This is a genomic window from Niallia sp. FSL W8-0951, from assembly GCF_038006525.1.
GTDB lineage: Bacteria > Bacillota > Bacilli > Bacillales > Cytobacillaceae > Niallia > Niallia circulans.
Map to the genome: position 1 here is coordinate 1,197,647 of NZ_JBBOVK010000001.1, position 25,210 is coordinate 1,222,856.

General features: G+C 34.9%; 25 protein-coding genes. 17 read left to right on the forward strand and 8 right to left on the reverse strand.

Features of this window, described 5'->3' with window-relative positions:
- The first annotated feature begins 119 nt into the window (after positions 1-119).
- Positions 120-3,473 (forward strand): SCO7613 C-terminal domain-containing membrane protein, encoded by a 3,354-nt coding sequence (locus NSS71_RS05635; RefSeq protein WP_341151356.1) that lies wholly within the window; start codon positions 120-122, stop codon positions 3,471-3,473.
- 116 nt (positions 3,474-3,589) lie between these two features.
- Here NSS71_RS05635 and NSS71_RS05640 read toward each other — a convergent pair whose 3' ends face one another.
- On the reverse strand, positions 3,590-4,174 hold the full coding sequence (locus NSS71_RS05640; RefSeq protein ID WP_047943496.1) for a class D sortase: 585 nt from the start codon (positions 4,172-4,174) through the stop codon (positions 3,590-3,592).
- A complete protein-coding gene (locus NSS71_RS05645) occupies positions 4,164-5,105 on the reverse strand; it encodes a processed acidic surface protein (protein ID WP_061798942.1) in 942 nt (313 codons plus the stop codon). The genes NSS71_RS05640 and NSS71_RS05645 overlap by 11 nt, the downstream gene beginning before the upstream one ends.
- A 166-nt stretch (positions 5,106-5,271) precedes the next feature.
- On the opposite strand from NSS71_RS05645, the gene NSS71_RS05650 reads away from it, so the two are divergent.
- Positions 5,272-5,406, forward strand: a complete 135-nt coding sequence (locus NSS71_RS05650; protein ID WP_336045315.1) for a hypothetical protein — start codon at positions 5,272-5,274, stop codon at positions 5,404-5,406.
- Positions 5,407-5,455: 49 nt separating this feature from the next.
- Here the strand turns inward: NSS71_RS05650 and NSS71_RS05655 are convergent, their stop codons facing one another.
- Complete coding sequence (locus tag NSS71_RS05655; RefSeq protein WP_251687208.1) at positions 5,456-5,902, reverse strand: GNAT family N-acetyltransferase; 447 nt, start codon at positions 5,900-5,902, stop codon at positions 5,456-5,458.
- A 156-nt stretch (positions 5,903-6,058) separates the two neighbouring features.
- On the opposite strand from NSS71_RS05655, the gene pdxR reads away from it, so the two are divergent.
- Positions 6,059-7,453 carry a MocR-like pyridoxine biosynthesis transcription factor PdxR gene (gene pdxR, locus NSS71_RS05660; protein ID WP_061798936.1) on the forward strand — a complete coding sequence of 465 codons (1,395 nt, stop codon included), beginning with the start codon at positions 6,059-6,061 and terminating at the stop codon, positions 7,451-7,453.
- 13 nt (positions 7,454-7,466) lie between these two features.
- On the forward strand, positions 7,467-8,099 hold the full coding sequence (locus NSS71_RS05665) for a hypothetical protein (RefSeq protein WP_047943499.1): 633 nt from the start codon (positions 7,467-7,469) through the stop codon (positions 8,097-8,099).
- On the opposite strand, the gene NSS71_RS05670 is transcribed toward NSS71_RS05665, so the two are convergent.
- Positions 8,094-8,477, reverse strand: a complete 384-nt coding sequence (locus tag NSS71_RS05670) for an Hsp20 family protein (protein ID WP_047943500.1) — start codon at positions 8,475-8,477, stop codon at positions 8,094-8,096. The two genes, NSS71_RS05665 and NSS71_RS05670, sit on opposite strands and share 6 nt — an antisense overlap.
- Positions 8,478-8,584: 107 nt before the next feature.
- Positions 8,585-9,343, reverse strand: coding sequence for a TraR/DksA C4-type zinc finger protein (locus NSS71_RS05675; protein WP_047943501.1), 759 nt, complete (start codon positions 9,341-9,343; stop codon positions 8,585-8,587).
- Between the two features lie 209 nt (positions 9,344-9,552).
- On the opposite strand from NSS71_RS05675, the gene NSS71_RS05680 reads away from it, so the two are divergent.
- The 7 genes from NSS71_RS05680 (at position 9,553) to NSS71_RS05710 (ending at position 14,785) form a co-directional block, all read left to right on the forward strand.
- Positions 9,553-9,819, forward strand: a complete 267-nt coding sequence (locus tag NSS71_RS05680; protein WP_047943502.1) for a hypothetical protein — start codon at positions 9,553-9,555, stop codon at positions 9,817-9,819.
- Positions 9,816-10,184 (forward strand): spore coat protein, encoded by a 369-nt coding sequence (locus tag NSS71_RS05685; protein WP_047943503.1) that lies wholly within the window; start codon positions 9,816-9,818, stop codon positions 10,182-10,184. The genes NSS71_RS05680 and NSS71_RS05685 overlap by 4 nt, the downstream gene beginning before the upstream one ends.
- Positions 10,185-10,202: 18 nt before the next feature.
- Positions 10,203-11,339 (forward strand): zinc-dependent alcohol dehydrogenase, encoded by a 1,137-nt coding sequence (locus NSS71_RS05690; protein ID WP_047943504.1) that lies wholly within the window; start codon positions 10,203-10,205, stop codon positions 11,337-11,339.
- Between the two features lie 18 nt (positions 11,340-11,357).
- Positions 11,358-11,579 carry a hypothetical protein gene (locus tag NSS71_RS05695; protein WP_047943505.1) on the forward strand — a complete coding sequence of 74 codons (222 nt, stop codon included), beginning with the start codon at positions 11,358-11,360 and terminating at the stop codon, positions 11,577-11,579.
- Positions 11,576-11,875, forward strand: a complete 300-nt coding sequence (locus NSS71_RS05700; RefSeq protein WP_047943506.1) for a spore coat protein — start codon at positions 11,576-11,578, stop codon at positions 11,873-11,875. The genes NSS71_RS05695 and NSS71_RS05700 overlap by 4 nt, the downstream gene beginning before the upstream one ends.
- Positions 11,876-12,406: 531 nt before the next feature.
- On the forward strand, positions 12,407-13,735 hold the full coding sequence (locus tag NSS71_RS05705) for an alpha-glucosidase/alpha-galactosidase (RefSeq protein ID WP_341151357.1): 1,329 nt from the start codon (positions 12,407-12,409) through the stop codon (positions 13,733-13,735).
- A 519-nt stretch (positions 13,736-14,254) separates the two neighbouring features.
- The gene (locus tag NSS71_RS05710; RefSeq protein ID WP_341151358.1) at positions 14,255-14,785 is read left to right on the forward strand and encodes a hypothetical protein; all 531 of its coding nucleotides are present in this window, start codon (positions 14,255-14,257) and stop codon (positions 14,783-14,785) included.
- Between the two features lie 430 nt (positions 14,786-15,215).
- Here NSS71_RS05710 and NSS71_RS05715 read toward each other — a convergent pair whose 3' ends face one another.
- Positions 15,216-15,359, reverse strand: a complete 144-nt coding sequence (locus NSS71_RS05715) for a small acid-soluble spore protein P (RefSeq protein ID WP_082138385.1) — start codon at positions 15,357-15,359, stop codon at positions 15,216-15,218.
- Positions 15,360-15,514: 155 nt separating this feature from the next.
- Here NSS71_RS05715 and NSS71_RS05720 point away from each other — a divergent pair, with 155 nt between their 5' ends.
- The 4 genes from NSS71_RS05720 (at position 15,515) to NSS71_RS05735 (ending at position 19,895) form a co-directional block, all read left to right on the forward strand.
- Entirely contained in the window at positions 15,515-15,772 is a 258-nt protein-coding gene (locus NSS71_RS05720; RefSeq protein WP_047943508.1) for a hypothetical protein, read from the forward strand.
- Between the two features lie 220 nt (positions 15,773-15,992).
- On the forward strand, positions 15,993-18,698 hold the full coding sequence (gene acnA / locus NSS71_RS05725) for an aconitate hydratase AcnA (protein WP_061798917.1): 2,706 nt from the start codon (positions 15,993-15,995) through the stop codon (positions 18,696-18,698).
- 176 nt (positions 18,699-18,874) lie between these two features.
- Positions 18,875-19,423 (forward strand): GNAT family N-acetyltransferase, encoded by a 549-nt coding sequence (locus NSS71_RS05730; RefSeq protein ID WP_061798914.1) that lies wholly within the window; start codon positions 18,875-18,877, stop codon positions 19,421-19,423.
- A gap of 82 nt (positions 19,424-19,505) precedes the next feature.
- Positions 19,506-19,895, forward strand: a complete 390-nt coding sequence (locus NSS71_RS05735) for a rhodanese-like domain-containing protein (protein ID WP_047943510.1) — start codon at positions 19,506-19,508, stop codon at positions 19,893-19,895.
- Between the two features lie 68 nt (positions 19,896-19,963).
- On the opposite strand, the gene NSS71_RS05740 is transcribed toward NSS71_RS05735, so the two are convergent.
- A complete protein-coding gene (locus NSS71_RS05740) occupies positions 19,964-20,947 on the reverse strand; it encodes a D-2-hydroxyacid dehydrogenase (protein WP_341151359.1) in 984 nt (327 codons plus the stop codon).
- Positions 20,947-22,167, reverse strand: a complete 1,221-nt coding sequence (locus NSS71_RS05745; protein ID WP_341151360.1) for an aminotransferase-like domain-containing protein — start codon at positions 22,165-22,167, stop codon at positions 20,947-20,949. Before NSS71_RS05745 ends, NSS71_RS05740 begins: the two co-directional genes overlap by 1 nt.
- Positions 22,168-22,589: 422 nt before the next feature.
- Here NSS71_RS05745 and glnA point away from each other — a divergent pair, with 422 nt between their 5' ends.
- Both glnA and NSS71_RS05755 read left to right on the forward strand, forming a co-directional pair.
- A complete protein-coding gene (glnA, locus tag NSS71_RS05750) occupies positions 22,590-23,924 on the forward strand; it encodes a type I glutamate--ammonia ligase (protein WP_144546005.1) in 1,335 nt (444 codons plus the stop codon).
- A gap of 238 nt (positions 23,925-24,162) precedes the next feature.
- Positions 24,163-25,095 carry a manganese-dependent inorganic pyrophosphatase gene (locus NSS71_RS05755; protein ID WP_047943514.1) on the forward strand — a complete coding sequence of 311 codons (933 nt, stop codon included), beginning with the start codon at positions 24,163-24,165 and terminating at the stop codon, positions 25,093-25,095.
- Positions 25,096-25,210 lie beyond the last annotated feature (115 nt).

Consider the following 25,210-nt stretch of genomic DNA (forward strand, 5'->3'; position numbering starts at 1 on the left):
GAAGAATATCCTCTTTTTTTGAAAATAAAATATATTGAAAAATAAATAACTTCGTTGTAAAATTACACTATTAGTTTAAAAGGTATGAAACGCATGTGTTTATAGAAAGGATGCATACAATGCAAAAAAATATGATTATTTTTTTTAATCGGATGGTAGAATCATTGTATTCGAAGGAATATATAACAGAAACGAGTTATACCGATATTAAGTCTGGTTTCCAAAAGTATTTAGAGGACGAGACGATAAAAGAAAATGGAGAAAAAGAAGAAAAAGTAAAAGTAAAAGTAATGGAGAAAAAAGAAAAGAAAAAGCAGCCTTCCATACAAAAGAAACAACATACTCCAGAACAGCTGCGCGAACGAAATATAGGGGTGTTACTTTATTTAGGAGTTTTTCTATTATTAATAGGTGGATTAGTGGTTGCAACTAGTAATTGGGACTCTATGCCCGGTTGGTTGAAGGCAGTATCTATTTTCTTTGTTTCGATCTTATTTTTTGGTTTTGCCATGTTATCGAAAAAAATAATAAAGATCGACCATACAGCCTTTGCTTTCTTTCTCCTGGGGAGTCTTTTTCTTCCAATAGGATTTTTGTCAATAAGCTTTTTTCAGCTAGCAGGGGACTATCTTTCTATGTATGGCGAGGGACGTTTCTTATTAGGAGTAATAGCTGGTTTCGTATTATTCCCTATATATGCAGCTCTAGCGGTTTATTTAAAGTCCCGTCTTTATAAAATACTAACGATTGGGACCATCACTGGAACGATTGCCTTTCTGCTTGCTTTTTTACCATTAGCACTAGATGGATTCTTCTTCTTTATGATCATCTATCAATTTATAACCATCTATGTTTTATTAAAGTATCAGCACATGAAATGGATTCAATATTTTCAGAAGGAACTCACACCCATTGTTCAAGTTCAATTAATCTTAACTGCTTTATTTATGACTTTTTTGTTTGAGAGCAGTGTGATAAATGGCTTTTACTATTTGATAATCAGCAGTCTATTTATGATGACCGTAGCATTAACGAAACGAAAGCATGATCATTTTTACATAACTATCGCTATAGCCTTTGGGCTTTATCGAATTTTTACCTATCCAATTTTAGAAGACTTATTGCCAATAGCCTTTGCTTGCTTTAGTATTTTCCTTCTTTCTTTTGTTTTTATCTTAGAAGGAAAGATAGAGTGGGGGAAAGTTTGGGAGTTTACAAGCTTTGTCATTGCTTTAGCTACATTTTTCGTAACCATTCTTTTTTATTGGGAACTGTTTCTCGCTGGAAGTTTGTATTTAGTGTTTGCGTATCTCTTACTGGCTGTAGAATTCATCCTTTTAGCAAAAAGGCTGACATATGTAATTATTCGTTATTTGCCAGTTCTCTTTATCAACCTGGCGTTATGGAATGCTGCTCTGTTAGTTCCATTAATAAAAGATCCCGACAGTTTTTTCCTTGTTAGCTACGGGATTAATATAGGGCTTTTATTTTTGTTAGGTATTTTTAATAAATGGCATCCATTACAGGATATTAGAAAGCCATCTGCCATTTATAATATTGCCTGGATGGTACTAATAGCCTTTTTATCAACAGCAATCTTTTTAGGGAAATGGTATATACCTTTTATGATAGCAGGAATTGCCCTAAGTCTATATAGCGGCAGTCGTTTCATAAAAAATAAAACGCAGCAGCAACTTCTTTCCTATATAATTCCGTTTACTGTTTTTGGTGTTTATTTTACAACAGCAGAATCCTTCCGTTTTATCCAAGAGCAAGGCCATCCATTGTCGATTGCATTAGGAAGTGTCTTTACCATCTTAACAGGTAATTTATATGAAAAAGCGGATAAGAATATGGGAAGAAACGGCTATTTCATTGGGCAAATCATGTACGGATTTGGGTTGCTATTAATTTTGGAATATTTCACACTAAATAAATGGGTGACTACTGGTGTATATTTAGCATCAATTATTATTTTTTATGATTTGTATCGAAAAATAAAAAATATCCTTATTGCCTGGTTAATTGGGATCGTTAGTTTGATTAGCTATTTCAGTCTTGTAGGTTCTATTTGGAACACAGATACGCTTTCTTTTGAACTACTTATGAAGTATGGCTGGATGGGTATGTTTATGATGGGTTTAGGATTAAAAAACACATCTTTCAAGCTTCCATTTCTCACGATTTCCCATATTTATATTCTCGGAAGTATTATCATTGATCGGTTAATGATAGAAAATGATTCCTTTCTTCCGTTTATCTATTTATTTATTGCTTATAGTATAAGTGTCTATTTAGTTGCTAATAAATATGTGAAAATGGTATTTCGATATGGGAGCTATCTATCTAGTTATTTCTTTTTAGCGGCCGCTCTTCCTTTTGGCTTTGCAGGAGGGAACGCTTATAGTCTCGCATTTATGGTAATGTCGATGGCGTTGTTCGGGATATATTTTCTGAAAAAAGAAAAGAAAGAACTTGTTTTCTTTTTCTTACCATTTAGTTCAGTTGGGATAATATATTGGATGTTTGCCTCACCTTTTACCATTATTACTTACATCGTCATCCTTCTATATATTGTACTCCTGCTACTTGTTATCCATCTAGAAAAACTATATCTTGTCTCGTTTATTGGAATAGTTTTCCTATTTATGAATAATGAAGTATTCATGCATGACTTTCTGCCAATCGACCGGTATCTTTTTACGCTGGTTTGGGGTGTTATATTTATGCTTATTAGCACTATTGTATATCCAGTCATTACAAAGTGGCAGGAAGAAGGAGAAAAGTGGATTGATTTTTATTTCCTAGCAAGTTTTCTTACCATTTTCTCTTTATACGCAATAGAAACAAATTTAAAGTGGGATATTGTTATTCCGGGAGTGTTACTCGCATTGCTAGTTTTTATCCAGAAAAATAGGGTGGGGAAAGAAATTCAATGGGTACCTCAACTTATCGGCTTGGTTACACTCATGTTGCCATATTATTCTATGCTATCAATTATTTCTATCCAGAAATATATCGAGACAGAGCTAAAGGTGTTACCAGTACTTGTCGTTATGGTTGCCGCAAAGAAAATCGTCAAGCATGCGTCGGGACTATTAAGGAAGATTGAATGGGGTGTCGTAACCATTTCGGCCTTGCTTTTAGCGATGGATGGCTATCTTTCTCATACTATCTATGATGCCATCATTTTGGGTGTGCTTGCAGTAATATCCATTTTATCAGGATTTTATTTCCGCTATAAATCTTATTTCTTTGTTGGCATTGGTGTATTAATATTAAATGTATTATTGCAAACTAGACCATATTGGGGTAATTTTCCTTGGTGGGTATATTTATTAATTGCTGGAACAATTCTAATTACCATTGCAAGTATGTATGAAATGCAAAAGCAAGGAAAACAACCAAAAATATTTACAAAAATCCTTTTATGGAAAAATAGAATAAGGGTGTTTTTAAAGACTTGGAAATAGCCTGGAATTTCCGCATGATCACACGAAGGTTCACTTTAACCTTCGTGTGATTTGTTTGGGATATAATAAGCTTGTGGCACATTCATATGTAAAAATCGCTCTAACCAGTTTGAGAATTATTCTGATCGATTATTTTTTCCGAATTCTTCTGAATGTATTAACGCAGCAGTTACTACATATCTTTTTGGTGCATGTCCTATAAAGGAGAAGGGATAACAGGTAGTTAGTGTAAGGACAGCTCTTGATTTAGGAGTAAGAATGGTTCGGTCATTAGGTGAGACAATGGAGAATTTCGTAATTTTATATTCATATTCTTTTTCCATTGTTTGGATTATAAGGGAATCATTCTTTTTTAAATCTCTCAGGAAACGGAAAAAGGTGTCGCGATGTCCTGACAATACAACATTGTTGTTTTCACCGGGTAAGGCACTCTTTGGATAATGACCTGCTCCCTCAGTTAAAACCTCAGCACTTACCCCTTCATAAATAGGAATCGTTTTCTCTAATTTCGGCATGAGAATGACTCCCATTTTTTCTCCTTCTTTTAAAAATTGAGTTGGAGAGAAAACTACATGACTATCTTTAGCAAGGAACGGTTGTTTTGTAATAGTTTCCACTTTTAAATAACAAGACAAAGTATAGAGAATCATTCCCAATCCTATCAAGATAGAGAGAATCCCCATTTTTTTTCTAATTTTCATAGGGAGCTTTCCTAAATGTTATCAACAACCCTAGTAATACTAGCATATAACCGATGCAAAGGATAATAGGAAGAGAAGATGCTGTATTAGGAAGCTGAGCAGCATATAAATTGGCTAAACCTTCTGTCACTTCCGTCAATTCAACCACTTTGTCGATAACATCTACAGAAGCAACCAAATCAGATGTCACAACTGCATCCCCAATTAAAAATTGCTCATGATCGTATAATTCAATCGCCACCGTCGCATCCATCTGTTTATGATTTAGATCATTCAAGGAAAGTTCGTTTCTTTTTCCGTTATCGTCTATGCTAATAATGACTGGCTTTAAAGAGGTTGCTGTAAAAAAATCTTTCCAAAAATCCGTTAATGCCTGGTTTCTTTCTGCGCTTATTTCACTTTCTTGGTCCATAGCTTGAAAAGTTGATAATTGCTGTTTCCAATCCTCCACTTTTGCAGCTAAAAAAGCAGGGTCCAATTTATTTAGATGCCCATAAAATTGTTGTTTTTCCTTATCATCAAAGCCAATATTCTCGAGAAATTTTTCTAATTGCAGCATCTTATCTTCATGGTTTTTATAAAAATCAATCGCTACTTCTAAGTCTTCTAAAAACCAGAAATCTTCTATACTTTCATGAAATCCCGCCAATAAAATATCTAATTCTTCCTGTGTCATCGAATTTTGTACAAGTAATTTATTGAGATTAGACGGCGTGATTGGGGTTCCAAGTTGTTTTTTTAAAACACGTATATTATCAAAATCACTTATTTTTAATCCTTTAAATGATAAATATTCTTCTAAGTCTTCCGTTGTCCATCCCAAATTATCGGCTAAGCTCTTAACTTCCTTTTCACTTGGAGATGCGTCAACTGGCGATGCTTGAAGAGATAAACCACAAAAAAGAAAAAAAGTAAAAAGTACTTTTTTCATTAGACAAACCTCCACCATCATTATATTGGTATTGTTTGTTAATTTATGAAAAAAATACGTGAATATTAAAAGAGATTTTGGAAATTAGGACGATTTTTTTTAGTGGTGCAAGATTATTGGACAAAAGGGGGAGGATTCTGGACAAAACCGGAAAATATCAGCCAAAGTGGGTAGGGAATCAGCCAAAGTAAAAAAATATCAGCCAAAGTGGGTAGGAAATCAGCCAAAGCAGAAAAATATCAGCCAAAGAGGGGAGGAATCAGCCAAACTACAACTAATAGAAATGCAGAAACCTGGTTAGACAGCTTCTGCATAAAATAATTATTAGACTAAAGTAAACGGAAGAACGATTAACTATTCAAATTTAACTCGTAATGAAAAAATTTCGTATCTTTTTTATAGCCATTCTTCTCATATAATCTTTGCGCAGATAAATTATCTATAGCTGTACTAAGACTTAGACTCTTGGCTCCGCTATTCTTTGCGTATTCTTTTACTTGTTGTAATAACATTTCTCCGATTCCTTTTTTTCTTGCTCTTTTTTCAACATATAAATCATTTAATATCCACGTTCTTTTCATCGATAAAGAGGAATAGCTAGGATAAAGTTGAGTAAAACCTATGTAATCATCACCGTCTTGAACAACGAAGATTACAGATTCGTTGTTTTCGATTCGTTCCTTTATATAACTTGCTGCACTCACGATATCATCTTCTCGTTTATAAAACATGCGATATTCATTAAATAAGCGAGCTACTTCTCCGATGTCTTTCTTTGTTGCTTGGAATATGTTCATTTTGCTCCTACCTCCACCAAAAATAATTGTCGCACTACAAAATCATTCCCTTCCATTTCTTGTTCCTTCATTTTAAAATGAAATGAGTATATTACATAGGCACAGTTTACAGAAATTTTAAGGGTACAAAACGGAGAGAAAAAGGAGAATTAGGGTATGAATATGGCTATTCATTTGCATAAAGAAAGTACAGAGCCAGTATATATGCAATTATATAATTATTTTAAAGCGGAAATTTTAACAGGGAAGATAGAAGCGGGCACAAAATTGCCATCCATTCGATATTTAGCAAGTTATTTGTACATAAGTAAAAATACTGTTATTGATGCATACCAGCAATTATGGCTGGAAGGGTATGTGGAAAGTAAAGAGAAAAGTGGGTATACGGTTGTTTCCTTACCTAGTTATGAATATAAAAATGAACAAAACCAATGGAACCATAAAAATAGTTTAAAGCAAACAGGACAGTATTCCGTTGATTTTCATTATGGGGATATTGATCAGACTAATTTTCCAACAAATGCTTGGAAAAAGACCCTGAAAGAAATAATGGAGGACAAGCAAAATGGGTGGATGAATTATGGAGATAAGCAGGGAGAATTAGAATTAAGAGAAGAAGTGGCAGGATACTTATACAGGTCACGTGGAATTCAGACGACAGCAGATCAGCTTGTTATTACAGCAGGCACGGAGCAGCTAATCCAAGTTGTATTATCACTTTTAAATGATTGCCCATTACATATAGGGATGGAGGAGCCAGGTTATAATGATGTGCGCAATGTATTCCAGGAAAAAGGGCTTTCTATATCTTCTATTCCAGTATCAGAAACAGATGGACATGACTTATCTTCTTTATTAAATAGTTCTTGTAATTTGGTCTATATTACCCCTTCCCATCAGTTTCCAACCGGGAAAATTATGCCTATTTCAAAGCGGATTGAGCTATTAGAGTGGGCAGAAAGGGAGAACGGGTATATAGTAGAAGATGATTATGACAGCGAATTTCGTTTTCAAGGTTCGCCAATTCCAAGTATGAAAGCAATTGACCAGCATGATCGAGTAATATATATGGGGACTTTTTCTAAATCATTCTTACCATCATTAAGAATAAGCTATATGGTATTACCTAATGTTTTACTAGAAAAATGGAAAAAGAAAAGGTATAACGAGACTCAACCGTGCTCTCCGCTATTACAGCAAGCTTTAGGAAAATTTATCCAAAAGGGAGAATTTGAACGGCATATTAAGCGTATGAGAAAAGTATATGAAAGAAAATATACCTTTTTGATTCAATGTATCAAGCGGTATATGGGAAATAAGGTGGAAATAATTGGTGAAAAAGCAGGTTTACATTTACTTATTCGTATAGCTTTGAAAAATGAAGCTATCCTGCTATCAGAAGCAGAAAAAATAGGGATTAACGTTTATTCCACAAAACCATATTTTGCCGAGGAAAGGGCGAGTTACCCTCTGTTATTAGGGTTTGGAGGATTAAAAGAAAAGGAAATAGAAGAAGGAATCATAAACCTAGCAGACGCATGGTTTATGTAGAGGAGGAATATTTTTGGTATCTTTTGGAACATTTATAATCGGAGTAGCTGTAGCTATTATTACTTTCTTTGTACTCGACAATTTTACATCTCCTCTATTTCTAAACATCTTTATTTGTTATGTACTTGTATTTGTAACGATGTTAATAACAACATGGTATCGTATTCATGCAACTAGAAATATTGAGAAATTGGAAAAACTTTTTAGTAAGAATAAAAAGCATCCCTATTATAGCTTTGTTCATGCTTTAAGTGTGAAAGAGGATAAAAGGGTAATTGTAAGCTACCGGAAACTAATGAAACGAAAAAAATATCAAGCTCATTATCCAATATTCACGATATTATTTTCTCTTTATTTTGGAAAAACGCTTGGACTTAGAGAAGAAGCTGAGAAAATAAAACATTCGGAAATGAAGTCCTATTATTTAGCCTTAATCAATATAGAAGAGCAACAATTTCATGATGCCCAGCAATGGATAGCAAGGGTAAATAAGAAATGGATGAAAGAAGCACTATTAGCGGAAATCGCTATAAAAAAAGAGGAAAAGGATGTAGCGAAAAAGCATGCCAAAAGTGCTTTAAAGCATACGAAAGGAATCCAATATTATGTTTTAAAAAAGACATATGAAAGAGAATTCAACTTATAAAAACTGAATGTCAATCGTAGATGTTAGTTTCTTGTCTTGCTGTTTTTTCTTCTGAATAAAAATTTCCAGAATTTCATTTGTGCATACAGCATAAACTGGATTTTGATCAATTGAAACCGGAAATTCAATTAATCTTTGTTTTTCTTTGAGGAGATTAGAATCTTGCATTATTGCCTTAATAGTAAGCAAATTTTTAGTTACAGAAAGATGGATGCTGTTATCGTGACAATTCGCTAATAATGCTTCCACGATAAATTCTTTCTCCGTTTCGTACACATCAATTCGAAACTCAGTTTCATCTAATACGGAAGTCAACGGATCAAGAAAATGGTTTTTCAGCCATTCATCCATTAAACTTAACCAGTTATCATCATTCATAAAAATCCTCCTTAGTATATTTAATATATTCTTATAAGGAGGAAAGCGTGACGAAAATATAAAAAGGTTGTCTAAAGGCATTACACCTTCTTAAGACAACCCATTTTTTACTCATCATTTTCCACATAAGGCTCATGCTCGTAAGCAGGCAAGTCACCAAACGTAGTCATAATTCCTTCTTCATCCAAGCTTTGTTCATAGCGTTTATGCTGTTCATTAGGGTAAACCGTTATATTTCTTCCATCTATATCCACACCGACAAAGTTCTCGTAATCTTCCACATAGCCAATATTCTCATCACTTTCTGTGTAGACGTCATTATAATGGTCATAAACAGGATGAGCAAAATCAGACGGTGTTTCCGATGTTCCCCAGCTAGATACTTCCTGCCATGAATCCTCGGCATCATATACGACAGATTCATCTTTATTATCCATATCGAATTTTCCGAAAGGAGGCATTAATATTTCTTCTTCCACTGGCCGTTTCTCAGAGATTTTCTGATCAGGAGAATGCTCCTTACAATAAAGCGTTGTAGGAATAACTTCCAATCTTTCTATCGGGATATCTTGAGAGCATTCCGCACATTTTCCGTATGTTCCTTCATCAATTGCCTTTAAAGCATTTAACACCCCCATATATTCATGATGGTAATGTTCAGCAAGGGCAATATCCTTTTCGCGTTCATAAAGCTCCGTTCCTTCATCTCCTGGATGATTATCATAACTGGATAGCTCTCCAAGAGACTCATGGTAATGTCCATCTTTCAAATCTAAGTTATCATTATGTTCAAATCTAATTTCCAAATCACGTTTTTGTTCATTTAATACTTTTTGAAAATGGGACATTTGTTGTTTATTTAGCATAATAACCTAATCCTTTCAAGAAGTCGTTTGCTTTATTAGTATGAGCAAAAGAAACGATAACATTAAAGGAAATATGTACATAATTCAAATTTTATGTAAATAAAGATGTTTTTTTCCAAAAAATAAATCGTTAAAAATTGCTAGTAAATTAAGAAAAGAAGTTGGGGAAAATAGCGAAGTAATTAAATTAGGACAGGAGGTAATTGGTCATGGAAAGGAACAGCTTAGCTCCGCATGAATCATTAGATTTACATGAAGTGATAAATTTTAAAACACTCTGTGTAGCAAAATCAAAGTTAATGCAAGGTCTTGTTTTTGATGAAGAGCTTAAGAATTTAATGCAGAAAGATGTAAATCAGTCTATTCAGGCGCTTAGGGAACTACAAGAAGTATATAAGAATGTGCCATTCGCAACAGAAATCCCTCAAATGCGTCCAACGCCAATTATAGGTGGAGAGGAAGGTGTTATCCATTGAATAATGACTACTTAGATCCCATTAATGCGTTAAATATGCCAGAGCTTGCTGATATGACATTTGCGGTTGATTTTCTTATTCGCGCAAAAGAAGGGGTGAGAAATATAGCAACAGCTTTAACTGAAACAGCTTCACCAGACTTAAGAGTACTGTTACGAAAACAACTTAATCAGGCAATCCAGATGCACCAAGAAATAACAGATTTAATGATAGAAAAAAAATGGTTCCATCCTCATGATATGAGTGAACAATATAAGTTAGATCAACTTTCGGCAAAGAATACTATTATGATTGGAAATATGCATTTGTTTACTGGTGAAACGAATCGAAAAGGAATGTTTGATCGGACGCCTGATCAGCATTAAATATGGAGGTTAGATAGAATGAAAGCAGTAACTTACCAAGGGATTAAAAATGTGGAAGTAAAAGAAGTGGAAGATCCAAAGATTTTAAAACCTGATGATATGATTATTAAAGTGACAAGTACTGCGATATGCGGATCTGATTTACATTTAATCCATGGAATGATGCCAAACTTACAAGAAAATTATGTGATTGGCCATGAACCGATGGGGATAGTTGAAGAGGTTGGACCAGAAGTGACGAAAGTCAAAAAAGGTGACCGGGTTATTATTCCTTTCAATATTGCCTGTGGAGAATGCCAGTACTGCAAAAGTAATTTAGAAAGTCAATGTGACAATTCCAACGATAATGGAGATGTTGGTGCCTATTTTGGTTATTCAGGGAATGCGGGAGGTTATCCAGGCGGGCAAGCAGAGTATTTAAGAGTTCCTTTTGCAAATTTCACTCACTTTAAGATTCCAGAAACTTGTGAAGAACCTGATGAAAAATTGACGGTTATTGCCGATGCAATGACAACTGGATTTTGGAGTGTAGATAATGCGGGTGTAAAAGCTGGAGATACAGTCATAGTATTTGGGTGTGGACCAATTGGATTATTTGCACAAAAATTCGCATGGCTGAAAGGGGCAAAACGCGTCATTGCTGTCGATTATGTTGATTATCGTCTGCAGCATGCCAAACGTACAAATAAGGTAGAAATTGTTAATTTTGAACAGGTTGAAAATGTGGGAGCTTACTTAAAAGAACTCACAAAAGGCGGTGCCGATGTGGTGATTGATGCTGTTGGCATGGATGGAAAAATGAGCGATATGGAATTCCTAGCGAGCGGCATGAAGCTGCAAGGCGGCACAATGAGCGCTCTTGTGATGGCTGCCCAAGCGGTTCGTAAATGTGGTACCATCCAAATTACTGGCGTTTATGGCGGCAGATATAATGCTTTTCCTTTAGGAGATATCATGCAGCGCAATGTCAATATTCGTTCTGGACAAGCTCCTGTTATTCATTACATGCCATATATGTTTGAATTAGTTTCTACTGGAAAAATTGATCCGAGTGATGTCGTAAGTCATGTATTACCATTGAGTGAAGCAAAACGAGGGTATGAAATTTTTGATACGAAAATGGATAATTGTATAAAAGTTGTCTTAAAACCATAAGAAAGGCAGGATTATGTAATGGATTATGTATTACATGAAGTATTAGAAGTTCAAGAACTGGCTACGTTTAAAACGATTTGCATAACAAAAGCTAAAACGATGCGCGCACTTGTTTCCGATCCACAATTAAAAGAATTAATGCTGCAAGATGTGGATATATCAACAAGGCAGCTACAGGAATTTTCAACTATTTTATCGAAAGCGCAAGAAATGCCGAGAATGGGGGGAGAGAACGGATGAATTCCATTATAGAATATTTTACAGGCATGGATGCTTTAACTGATCAAATGATTGCAACAGATCTATTGATTTCTGCCAAAAGCGGAATTAGAAATTATTCCATGGCCATCACAGAAACGGGACATCCAGAGATAAAAGAAATCCTTGTCCGCCATCTAAATGAAGCACTTGACTTACATGAACAACTATCCCAATACATGACTGAAAAAGGGTGGTACCATGCATGGGATCCAAAGGAACAAGTGAACCTTAATTTGCAAAACATTCATACTGCTTTAAACTTACCGATACTTTAAGATAAAAAAGGAACTCGTTTGTGTGAACAGTTCCTTTTTTTGTTTTTTTGTAATAGTTGTAAAAATAAAACAAAGTAATTAGGGAGGGTATTTACTTGTAATTTAGGATAAAAGCTGATTAGTAAAGTAACTTTTTGAAAAGTGAGAATAATTATTGAAACCCCTTACAATTAATGTTAATATGCCTATATACCAGCTGAGATTATTAGTCAGATAGAAAACTTTATTACATAAACAATTCGCTAAAGGAAGAACTGTAAGATTCAACATGGAGAAAGTTTGAACATAGAGAATTAGTCAAATGTTACTTACACAGGGATCTGCTTTATAAGTTGTAAAGAAAGGAGGAGCAAAAAAAGCAGAAGCTTATATTCCTAAAGATAAACACTTTACCATCTTTCAACAATTTAGGAAGGAAAAAAATTTATTTGATAACGTCATTGATGAATGGACCGAGGTACAGGGATAGGAATACGAAAGGAATATCAGTAAAACGGATAAATCAAAGAAAGCTGGGAGGAGAGGATTACTATGACTAAAATTACATTTCTAGGTGCAGGAAGTACCGTGTTTGCTAAAAATGTTCTTGGAGATTGTATGTTCGTTGATGCTTTAGAAGGATATGAATTTGCGTTATATGATATTGATAAACAGCGTTTGCAGGATTCGGAACAAATGCTTACTAATTTGAAGGAAAGTCTAGGGAAAAACATTATAGTAAAAGCATATACGGATCGAAAAGAGTCTTTGAGAGGAGCTAAATATGTAATCAATGCGATTCAGGTAGGCGGCTATAAACCAAGTACGGTAATTGACTTTGAAATCCCCAAAAAATATCGCTTACGACAAACGATTGCAGATACAGTCGGCATCGGGGGAATATTCAGGAATTTAAGAACTATTCCCGTTATGCTCGATTTTGCAAAAGACATGGAAGAAGTTTGTCCTGATGCGTTATTCTTAAATTACACAAACCCAATGGCTGTGTTAACTGGGGTTATGAATCGTTTCACACCAATTAAAACAATTGGTCTGTGTCACAGTGTGCAAATTTGTACAAAAGAATTATTTGAAGCATTGGGGATGGACCGAACAGGAGTGAAAGAAAAGATTGCGGGTATAAATCATATGGCCTGGCTTCTTGAAGTAAGCAAGGATGGAATTGATTTATATCCAGAAATTAAGCGGAGAGCTCGTGAATTGCAAAAAACTAAGCATGGTGATATGGTTCGGTTTGAGTTGATGGATAAGTTTGGTTATTATGTAACAGAGTCATCAGAACACAATGCTGAATATCATCCGTACTTTATTAAATCGCGTTATCCTGAGTTAATTGACCGTTTCAATATTCCATTAGATGAATATCCTCGTCGTTGTGAAAAGCAAATTAATGATTGGGTTGCAATGAGAGAGGATCTAGTTAACAATAAAGCCTTGGAACATGTTCGTTCCCGGGAATATGGATCACGTATTATAGAAGCAATTGAAACAGATATCCCCTTTAAATTTGGTGGCAATGTGCTTAATACAGGAAGATTGATCAGCAATCTGCCGGAAAAAGCATGTGTAGAGGTTCCTTGTATTGCTGATCGAAGCGGGATTACTCCAACCTATGTAGGAGATCTCCCTGAACAGCTTGCAGCTTTAAACAGGACAAATATTAACACACAATTGCTGACAATTGAAGCAGCAATGACATTGAAAAAGGAATATATTTACCAGGCGGCAATGCTTGATCCACATACAGCTTCTGAGTTATCGATGGACGATATCATCTCCTTATGTGACGAGTTAATAGAAGCGCATGGTGACTGGCTGCCGAATTTTACAACGGAAACTAGTGTTGGGTTAGCTAAATAGTACTCTCAAATATAGAGTGATCGTTTCCTCAAGGATTCGGTCTCTTTTTTCTTAAGATGCTCATTCATCATACATAAAAGGATTGTAAATTTGTATATGTATTCTTATTACTAGTATAAAACTATTTCATGGATTAATTACTGAAAATCAGTCAATTTAAATAGATGGAGAGGAAGGATGTGCAGTTCAGGAATATTGGAGGGAAATAAATCATGCAAGTGCGAAAGTATCTTCTTAAATAAGTTCTTATTGGTATGACTACTCTAGTTGGCATAACTGGCAGTTTTGCATTATTCTATTATTTTTAATTCGCCCACTTATTGTGCTTTTAGGAAGGCTTATAAAGAAAATCCCCTTAGCACCAACTATCGCAAAACAAAATAGAACTACATGGGAAAAAAGGGGGCTAACACAATGTTTCAAGTCGAGGGTAAAGTTAATGGAGTAAAATATACCAAGGGAATTACAAAAGGTCATATCAAACAACTTTATCCCAAAAGAATAAAAGGATGAAAAAACATGGAAAAATTATTAATAATCTCATTTATTTTAAAAAAAGTTGTTACGGACCTTCAAGATTTAGTTAGTAATGAAGAAAAATACATTGTAAAATTAGACGATCAGAAAAATTTTATAAATTATATCAAAAGTCAAATGAAAGTAGAGGATGGAATACTTACATTAGATGGCGGCATAATTATTACTTATAATTACAGAATAATTTCTGAGGTTAGTAACTGGGATGACTTACCTACTTTATGGGCATATTTGTTAAACTCTATAGAAGAGTTAGTAGAGGAAGAAAAATCTGAATTTTATTTTCCTAGCCAACCTATCAACGTCACCTTGGACATTTACAAGAATGATAAAAGCAAGTTAGATTTTAAAATTGAAAATAAAGGTTTTATTGTTGGTTATAAAACTTTTATTCAAGAGGTCTTAAAAAGAGCTGAAGAATTTTTTAATATCTTAGTTTATGAATTAAACCTTGTAAAGTATGACTATGAACTTAAGCAAATAGAAAAAATTCGTATGATGTACAATCTTTAAATAACTAATATAAATAAAATCTTGCCAATGGCAGGGTTTTATTTTTTTTGGATGTTTTTTGTCTATTTCATGAACTATCAGGAATATCTGCTTAAATAAAAAAAAGGAGGGATAAAAAACGGACTTTGAAATATTGCTTCTGCTGAAAGAACAGTATACATTAATGATTATGATCGACCAAAAAGAAATAGGTTAGAGACTAATGATGTATTGTAGTTTAGGATAGTTCTTGTAAATTTATTACCATTATTTTTATCCTTATTGACTGATGTTGGTTAGGCTATTTAATTAAAAAGGCCAAATGAGTGGCCGCATATTGACCACACATTTGACCACACATATACATCAATTAGGGTAAATACTTGAAAAACCTTTTAAAATAACCTACTTTGTTAACTAGAATGTTGTAGAGTGAATTAGTGTACTTTTCTTACATATCGTGATGATTATTATGTTTTTGTCTAGAATGGTTACGGTTCTTCACCTTTTTGCTCCCGCTAAGTGGCTCTGGCTGACCAGATTGATTTCCTTTAGGAGCATTTCTGTGCATATCTTTGCTGTCATTTTTGTTCACTTTTTTTCTCTCCTTTCTATTATCATGAAGAGGTAATGCATCACTATCCTTTATAGGATGTTTTTTTATACACATATTTATACCGCATATTTTCACGATTCACTGCACAACTTATTGGTAAGCACCACGAATATAACTAGCAGGAGGATAGGAATATGCCTTATCATAGTAATAAACAAGAAGCTTTTCAAGATGCTCAACGGAATTTACTTGAAACACAAAATCTTTATCAAGATATCGTAAAAGATTCTGCAAACTATGGACATCAGCTAAAGCATCTAAAACAAGAAATTAATGAGACCTATCAACAAATAGAGAATGCTCTAGAAGTAGCATCTGAGCATCAAAGACAGCAATTAGAAAGCTTTCAAAGAGACTTAAAAAGCATTGTGGATGAAGTAAATGAAATTTAAAAAGGTAGACCATCAGAAAGTTTGCAGCTTTTTCGATGGTCTACTTTTTTGCTATGAAAAAAATACCATAAGATAAACTTATCGTATTTGATAACTTTCTTATTATTTACTTATGACAATCCTTGTATTAAAATTATAAATGGTAAATAGATAATAGAGATCAAATTGTTCGACTATTTTTCTATTTTTGGTATATGATTACAATGAGGGGGTAATACATATGGCAAAAGATTTTTATAATGCCCGCCAAACGTTTGAAGTGGGTGGGAAGCGTTATCACTACTATCAATTAGCAGCATTAGAAAAAGCTGGGATCGGTAAAGTATCGAAATTACCGTACTCTATCAAGGTATTACTAGAATCAGTTTTGCGACAAATGGATGATTTTGTTATTAAACAAGAGCATGTAGAAAACCTCGCAAAATGGGGAACAGATGAGGTAAAGGAAATTGATGTTCCATTCAAACCTTCGAGGGTAATCCTCCAGGATTTCACAGGAGTTCCAGCGGTGGTTGACCTTGCATCTTTACGTAAAGCAATGGCTGACCTAGGGGGAGATCCTAGTAAGATTAATCCAGAGAAACCAGTTGATTTAGTTATCGACCATAGTGTTCAGGTTGATAAATATGGAACTCCGGATGCATTAAAAGCAAATATGGAATTAGAATTTGAAAGAAATGCAGAAAGATATCAATTTTTAAGCTGGGCGCAAAAGGCATTTGATAACTATCGTGCTGTTCCGCCTGCAACTGGTATTGTTCACCAAGTGAATTTAGAATATTTAGCAAATGTAGTACATGTAAATGAAACAGCTGAAGGCGAGTATGAAACATTCCCTGATACATTAGTAGGTACTGATTCTCATACAACGATGATTAATGGTATCGGTGTTCTTGGCTGGGGTGTTGGTGGTATCGAAGCGGAAGCAGGTATGTTAGGACAACCTTCTTATTTTCCAGTTCCAGAAGTTGTAGGGGTAAAACTTGTTGGCGAAATGCCAAATGGCTCTACTGCAACAGACTTAGCCTTAAAGGTAACGCAAGTACTTCGTGCAAAAGGAGTAGTTGGAAAGTTTGTTGAATTCTACGGACCTGGTGTGCCGCAATTACCACTTGCTGATCGGGCAACTATTGCGAATATGGCACCAGAATATGGAGCAACATGCGGTTTCTTCCCAGTTGATAATGAATCTTTAGCTTATATGAGACTAACTGGGCGTTCTGAAGAGCAAATTAATGTGGTTGAAGCTTACTGTAAGGAAAACGGTTTATTCTTTGATCCAAACTTAGAACCGGTTTATACGGATGTTGTAGAAATTGACTTAGCAGAAATTGAGCCAAATCTTTCTGGTCCAAAGCGTCCTCAAGATTTAATTCCACTTTCTAAATTGAAAGAGGTATTCAATGCGTCTGTAACAGCTCCAGAAGGAAACCAAGGGTTTGGCTTAAAAGCAGACGAATTTGATAAAGAAGTAGTAGTGAACTTTGCAAATGGGGATTCTACTACAATGAAAACAGGTTCTGTTGCTATCGCCGCAATTACAAGCTGTACAAATACATCGAATCCATATGTATTAGTTGGTGCAGGCTTAGTTGCGAAAAAAGCAGTCGAAAAAGGAATGGAAGTACCGAAGTTTGTGAAAACATCTCTAGCACCAGGTTCAAAGGTAGTTACTGGCTATTTAAGAGATTCTGGTCTTCTTCCTTATTTAGAACAAATTGGTTTCAACCTTGTAGGATATGGATGTACTACATGTATTGGTAACTCTGGTCCGCTTCGCGAGGAAATCGAGAAGGCTATTGCGGATTCTGATTTACTTGTAACAAGTGTGCTATCTGGTAATCGTAACTTTGAAGGACGTATCCACCCACTAGTAAAAGCAAACTATTTAGCTTCACCGCCATTAGTTGTTGCATATGCTCTTGCTGGTACTGTTGATATTGACTTGCAAAAAGAACCAATTGGAAAAGATAAGGATGGTAATGATGTATTCTTCAAGGATATTTGGCCATCTACAGAAGAAGTAAATGAAGTAGTTCATCGTACAGTTACACCTGAACTATTTAATAAAGAATATGAAAGAGTATTTGATGATAACGAACGCTGGAATGAAATTCAAACAAGCAGCGATTCTTTATATAGCTTTGATGATACTTCTACTTATATTCAAAACCCGCCATTCTTCGAGGGCTTAAAACCTGATCCAGAGCAAGTATTACCATTAAAAGGCTTAAGAGTTGTAGGGAAATTCGGTGATTCTGTAACGACTGACCATATTTCTCCAGCTGGTGCCATTGGTGTAAATACTCCTGCAGGTAAGTACCTAAAAGATAATGGTGTACAGCCACGTGATTTCAACTCATATGGCTCTCGTCGTGGTAACCACGAAGTAATGATGAGAGGGACATTTGCGAATATCCGTATTCGTAACCAAATTGCTCCAGGTACAGAGGGTGGTTTCACTACGCACTGGCCAACTGGGGAAGTTACCTCCATTTATGATGCATGTATGAAGTATAAAGACGAAGGAACTGGCTTAATGGTTATTGCAGGAAAAGATTACGGAATGGGATCATCTCGTGACTGGGCTGCAAAAGGAACAAATCTGTTAGGCATTAAGACGGTTATCGCAGAAAGCTTCGAAAGAATTCATCGTTCTAACTTAGTGTTAATGGGAGTACTTCCATTACAGTTTAAAGAAGGCGAGAATGCGGAAAGCTTAGGATTAACTGGAAAAGAAACATTCAATGTTTATGTAGATGAAACAGTTAAACCACGTGATTTCCTAGAAGTTACAGCTACTACGGAAGATGGTAAGAAAATCACATTTGAAGCATTAGTACGTTTCGATTCAGAAGTAGAGATTGATTATTATCGCCATGGTGGTATTTTACCAATGGTATTACGTGATAAATTAAAAAACTAATAGATTAAGAGAAAAACTCTCTCTATTTAATGTTGACATTATTTTTCTAATCTTTGGGTAAATTTCTTTGCTCACAAGTTAGTAAAAAAGTCTCTTTATAGAGAGAGTTTTTGTCATTCTATCTAATAGTCCATTTTACTTAATCAAAAACTATAACTTAAGGAGAAAGCTATTTTATGAAAATAATTCCTGTACGCTATGATGTGAATAAGCTTCCTTATATAATAAGAAGTGCGGAGGAAAGTGATGCAGAACAGCTTGCTAGTGTTAGGTTACAGATAGATGGAGAAACAACTTTTCTAGATCGCGAACCTGGAGAGGGAGTACTTACTGAAAAAGAATTTATACACTTAATCCGCTCAGATTGCGAAGAGCCAAATCATTTGTTTTTAATTGCAGAGAGAGAAGATGGGCAAATTATTGGCTTTTCTCGCTGTGAGGGTTCTAACTTGCGGCGTCTTAAGCATAAAGTGGAATTCGGTATTGCTGTCTTAAAGGAATATTGGGGATATCAAATAGGTAGCCATTTATTAGAAGCTTCCATAAATTGGGGAGCGGAAAATGATATTACAAAAATGACATTATCGGTTATAGAATTAAATGAAAAAGCGATTAAACTATATAAACGATTTGGCTTTGAAATAGAAGGAGTCTTAAAAAAAGATAAACGATTAACTAACGGAGAATATTATTCTACCATTATAATGTCTCGATTTTTCTCCTAAAGGTATGGAAAACGATTCATTAGTAATTTAGAATAAACTTTGTTACTATGTATATGTTAGATAATAAAGGAGTGATGAAGATATGGCATTAACTTTTGGAAAAATGGTAGAAGAGGCTAGAAAAAATGTTCAAGGTATTTCTTCCGTTGAGGCGAAAAAGAAAATCGAAGAAAATCCTAATACTTACATAATTGATGTTCAAGATGCTGCAGATGCCGGTGCTTGTGGTTTAATTCCTAGTTCCGTTAACATCTCTTTAGGAATGCTGCCAATTCGCGCAGATTTGGAATTACCAGAAGAATTGAGAGATCCAGAATTAGCGGATCGCAACCGTCCAGTTATTGTTACATGTGGTCTTGGAGGACAAGCGTCACTTGGTGCCTACCTATTAAAGCAAATGGGCTTCACAGATGTAGTCTTCATTGAGGGTGGAACTACCGCTTGGAAAAAAGAGGGCTTTGAAACAGTATAATATAAGATATTTGGTTAAATCTGCCGGTAAACAAATGTTTATCGGCAGTAATTGTATTTCCTTATTTTTTAATAACCTAATTCTTTATCGACGACGTTCAAAAGTTCTTTGCCTTCTTTGAAGCGCTCGATATTTTCCAAGAATAAATCCATGTAGCGCTCAAGAGTATTGGGAGAAAAATATGCATTATGTGGTGATATAATCAGATTCTCCAGTTGCCAAATAGGATGTTGCGGTGGTAAAGGTTCTGTTTCGAAGACATCAAGAGCTGCACCTGCAATTTTCTTTTCTTTTAAGTGATTAATGAGCTCTTCTTCCACAATTGTATTTCCTCTTCCGATATTAATTAAAAAACTAGTTTTTTTCATGCTTTCTAATTTTTCTTTATTAATAAGATGGTACGTTTCTGGCGTTGAAGGTAAAGCTAGAATTAAAAAATCAGCTTCTGCCATCACTGATTCTAGCTGATCAAGCCCAACAATTTTATCGGCAGGATCGTCAGTTGCATGTATGGACGGTCTTTTTTTGCAGCCGATCACAAACATATCAAGTGCTTTAGCACGTTTTGCGATTTGCTTGCCAATCTCCCCATAACCAATAATCGCAACGGTTGCCCCTGAAAGATCAGTTATAGGGGTAGATGTCCACCTTCGATTTAACTGATTCCGAATCATATAAGAAATTCCCCTCGCTAAACTAGTCATCATTGCAATTGTATGCTCTGCTATAGGAACAGAAGTACATCCCTTTGTATTCGTAATGACGATATCATTCTTTTTGATTTCCTCTGTTAAAAGTGCATCTAAGCCAACACTTAAAGACTGCACCCATTTAAGATAGGGCGCTTGTTTAGTGATGGCTAATGAATCTGTTAATCCCAAAGTCAAGACAATATTGCAACCACTAATATCTTGGCTTATTGGCGGTTCGGGCTCCCCATATTGCCATGGATCTACTATATATTCTCCTCCAGTGGATTTTATTTTATCTAAATACTTTTGTGGAATAGTTCTCCGGATATAAATTTTCGGAATTAATTTCCTTTTAATCATTAATTTACTCCCTCAATTATTTGTTTGCTATTTACATACTCATAATAAATGTTTGCGAGTCGTTTAATGGCTTCTTCAATGATGTCCTCCTGACAGAATGTAAAGCTTAATCGCATATGATTATATCCTTCATCTTTTAAGAAGAAATGCTTACCAGCGATATAGGAAACTCCGGCTGATGCTGCAGCATCAATAAATTCACTTGTATCAATATGGCAAGGGAAGGTAATCCAAAGGAAAAATCCGCCATTTGCTTCATGAAAGGTAACATCATTACCAAAATATTGTTTTATCGCTGAAACCATAGCATTTTTACGCGATAAATAAAGGGAATTTAAATAGCTAATATGTTCATCCATATCGATTTGATCAAGTAAATTTTTTGTTACCTCTTGAACATAAACGCTTGTTAACCCATCGATTTTTAAAATCCGCATCTTTTCGATGATTTCCGTTAAGCCAATAGCCCAGCCGAGTCGTAAACCAGGGGCGATTATTTTGGAAAAAGTACTTAAGTAAACGACTCTTTCTGGCCCGTACGAATAAATAGCTGGAGAAAATGTTCCATCAAAAGAAAGCTCAACATAGGCATCATCTTCGATAATAAAGAAATTATACTCGTATGCTAATTCGGCAAGGCGTTTTCTTCTGTCTACTGATAGATTAACTCCTCCGGGATTTTGAAAATTCGGTATAACATACATTAATTTAGGGAGTGGTAAATTATTTTTAACTCTTTCGCTTAATTCCTGTTCCACTAAATCGACTCTTAAGCCATTTTCATCAATAGGGAAAGAAGTTAATTTCGTTTCTGCCAACTGAAATGTTTTCAGTGCGCCGAAGAATGTAGGTGCTTCTACCCATATTTCATCACCAGGGTCGGTTAAGGTTCTTGTGACTAAATCTATTGCCTGTGAACTGCCTGCAGTTACAAGTATTTCATTCTCCTTGGCTTTTATCTCGCGTAACTTTGATCTTTCTTTAATCCAGTTAATTATATCATTCACTCCTGCTCCACCACTATAAGCTAATGCATATCTTCCTTGTGTTTGCATGGCAGCTTCTGTAGCAGCGGTCATTTTATCAACCGGAAGTGATTCAGGTGCCGGAAATCCAAATGATAAGGGGATCAGATTATCCTGATTACCCACAAAGGCGGAACCAATTACCTCGATGTTAGGAAATCTTCTACTATAGGAAAAAGGTTTTAATAATTGCATGCATATCACCGTCCAAAAATTAATTAAAAGCTTTATTTATGAATATAAGCTATTTATTTCGTGATGGGAAATATTAAAAATGCCTAAAAATAAGAGAAAACAAGAGATAGATTGATAAAAACATAGTTAAATAACGAATATTCGGAATTTTGTTATTTTTATAATAAGTTTCTCTTATCGCTATCCATATTGGCAAATATCTGTTTCGGTCAATAATCTTACATTAGACCATCATTCGACAAAAATTACAGCAACTATCTAACATGATATATGTGAAAAAAGGAAAATTCACAAAGAAATAAATGTAAACGCTACCTAATAAAATTTTTAAAAAATTTAAAAAAAACATTGTTTTAACAGAATTTTTTTCTTATAATGAAATCAAGTTAGATAATAGAACATGAATTGTGAGGTAAGTTAACATGAGTGAAGTTACATTAGAGAAAATTGAAAGTATTGTAAAAGAAAAAAATGTAGAATTATTACATCTACAATTTGTGGATATTGAAGGAATTTTAAAAAATATTACAATTACTGCTCAACAATTAGATGATGCTGTTGAAGGAAAAATCATGATTGACGGTTCATCCATTAAAGGATTTTCTCCTATTAACAAATCAGATTCTTATTTATTACCAGACTTAAACACATTCGCAGTTTTGCCTTGGACTGAAACAGAAGGATATTCAGAAGCGCGGTTCCTTTGTTCTGTAACAAATCCTGATGGATCTTTATTTGAAGGTGATACTCGTAATGTTCTGAAGAAAACAGTGGAGCGTGCTGCTGAAAATGGATATAGTATTTCTGTCGGACCAGAGTTAGAATTCTTCCTATTTGCAACCGACGAAAATGGATATCCAACTACAGAATTAGGGGATAGAGGCGGCTATTTTGAACCATCACCAAAGGATTTAGGAGAAAAAGTCCGTGTTGAAATTTTCAAAACATTAAGAGCAATGGGCTTCACTATCGAAGCACTTCACCATGAAGTAGCAGAAGGTCAACATGAGATTAACTTCAAATATGCAGATGCATTAACTGCAGCTGACTTGGCGACAACATATAAATGGGTTGTGAAAACAATCGCTTCTCAATATGGTTTACACGCAACGTTTATGCCAAAACCAGTATTCGGAATTAATGGTTCAGGAATGCATGTTAATATGTCATTCTTTAAAGATGGAGAAAATTGCTTCTATGATGCGAACGATGATTTAGAATTATCTGAAACAGCTTATTCATTTATTGCAGGTGTTTTAGAAAATGTTAAGAGTTTCGTAGCTGTTACCAATCCACTAGTAAACTCTTATAAGCGTTTAGTACCAGGATATGAAGCACCTTGCTACTTAGCATGGTCAGCATCCAATCGTTCTGCATTAATCCGTATTCCTGCAAAACGTGGAATGGCTACTCGTGTGGAGCTTCGTTGTCCAGACCCATCATCTAATCCATATTTAACATTTGCTGTTATCGCTGCAGCAGGTTTAGACGGAGTGGAAAGAGGTTTAAGAGCACCAGCACCAATTAACGAAGATATCTTCCATATGACAGATGAGCGTCGTGAAGAACTTGGAATTGATAGTTTACCTGGTGGATTAGAAGCTGCAATTGCTGAACTCGAAGCAGGAGAAATTGGTCTTAAAACACTTGGAGAGCATGTATTCACTGAGTATGTTGCTGCTAAGAAAGAAGAGTGGGATAGCTACCGTACAACAATCCATACTTGGGAAATTGAAAACTATCAATATAAATTCTAATTTACAAGTTAAATAGACGATTCCATAAACTGCAAATAACCACCTTTTCGGGTTGTTGATTTGCAGTTTTTCTTTTTATTCAAGCATTTAGGGTAGTATTCATAATGTCTATAGGGGATTTGCCTATTCTTTTTTATGTTCTTTTCTTTAAATTCCGGTAAGTTATGATAAAATAAAGAAGGATGTATGAAACAGAATGGATACGTCATCAGATTATTGTAATAAGGAGATTTGCTAAATGGAAAAAGTATTGATATTTGGTCATAAAAATCCGGATACGGATACTATTTGTTCTGCGATTGCGTATGCAGAATTAAAAAAGGCACTTGGAGTAGAAGCAGAAGCTGTTCGTCTTGGTGACGTTAGTGGAGAAACAAAGTTTGCATTAGATTATTTTAAAACAGAAGCTCCTCGTTTTATTGAAAAGGCAGCTTCAGAAGCTAATTCAGTTATCTTGGTAGACCATAATGAATTCCAGCAAAGTGTGGAAGACATTAAAGATGTAACGATTTTAGAGGTAATTGATCACCATCGTATCGCTAATTTCGAGACAAGTGATCCTTTATATTACCGAGCGGAACCAGTGGGCTGTACGGCAACTATATTAAATAAAATGTATAAAGAAAATAATGTAGAAATCAAGAAAGAAGTTGCTGGATTAATGCTTTCAGCTATTATTTCTGATTCCTTATTATTTAAATCACCAACTTGCACAGACCAAGATGTACAAGCTGCCAAGGAATTAGCAGAAATTGCTGGTGTAAATGCAGAACAGTACGGATTAGACATGCTGAAAGCGGGTGCTGATTTAAGTGATAAAACGGTTGAACAATTACTAAGCATCGATGCAAAAGAATTTACAATGGGTACATATAAAGTAGAAATTGCACAAGTGAATGCAGTTGATACAAATGATGTCATTTCTAAACAAGCTGAATTAGAAACGTCTATTCAAGCAATCATCGACAAAAAAGGATTAGATTTATTCTTGCTTGTCGTAACGGATATTTTAAATAACGATTCTGTTGGTGTTGCTTTAGGCAATAAAGCAGAAACAGTAGAGAAGGCATTTAATGTATCATTAGAAAATAATAGCGCATTATTAAAAGGTGTCGTATCTCGTAAAAAACAAATCGTACCAGTTTTAACAGAGACTTTTGAAGCGCTATAATTCCTTGTTTAAATAATCTTTTTAACACATGGTACTGATTTGGAAAGCAAACAATTGAAATAGAGGATAAGAGGCAGGTCTGTTCGCATGGTGAATGGATCTGTCTTTTTTATTG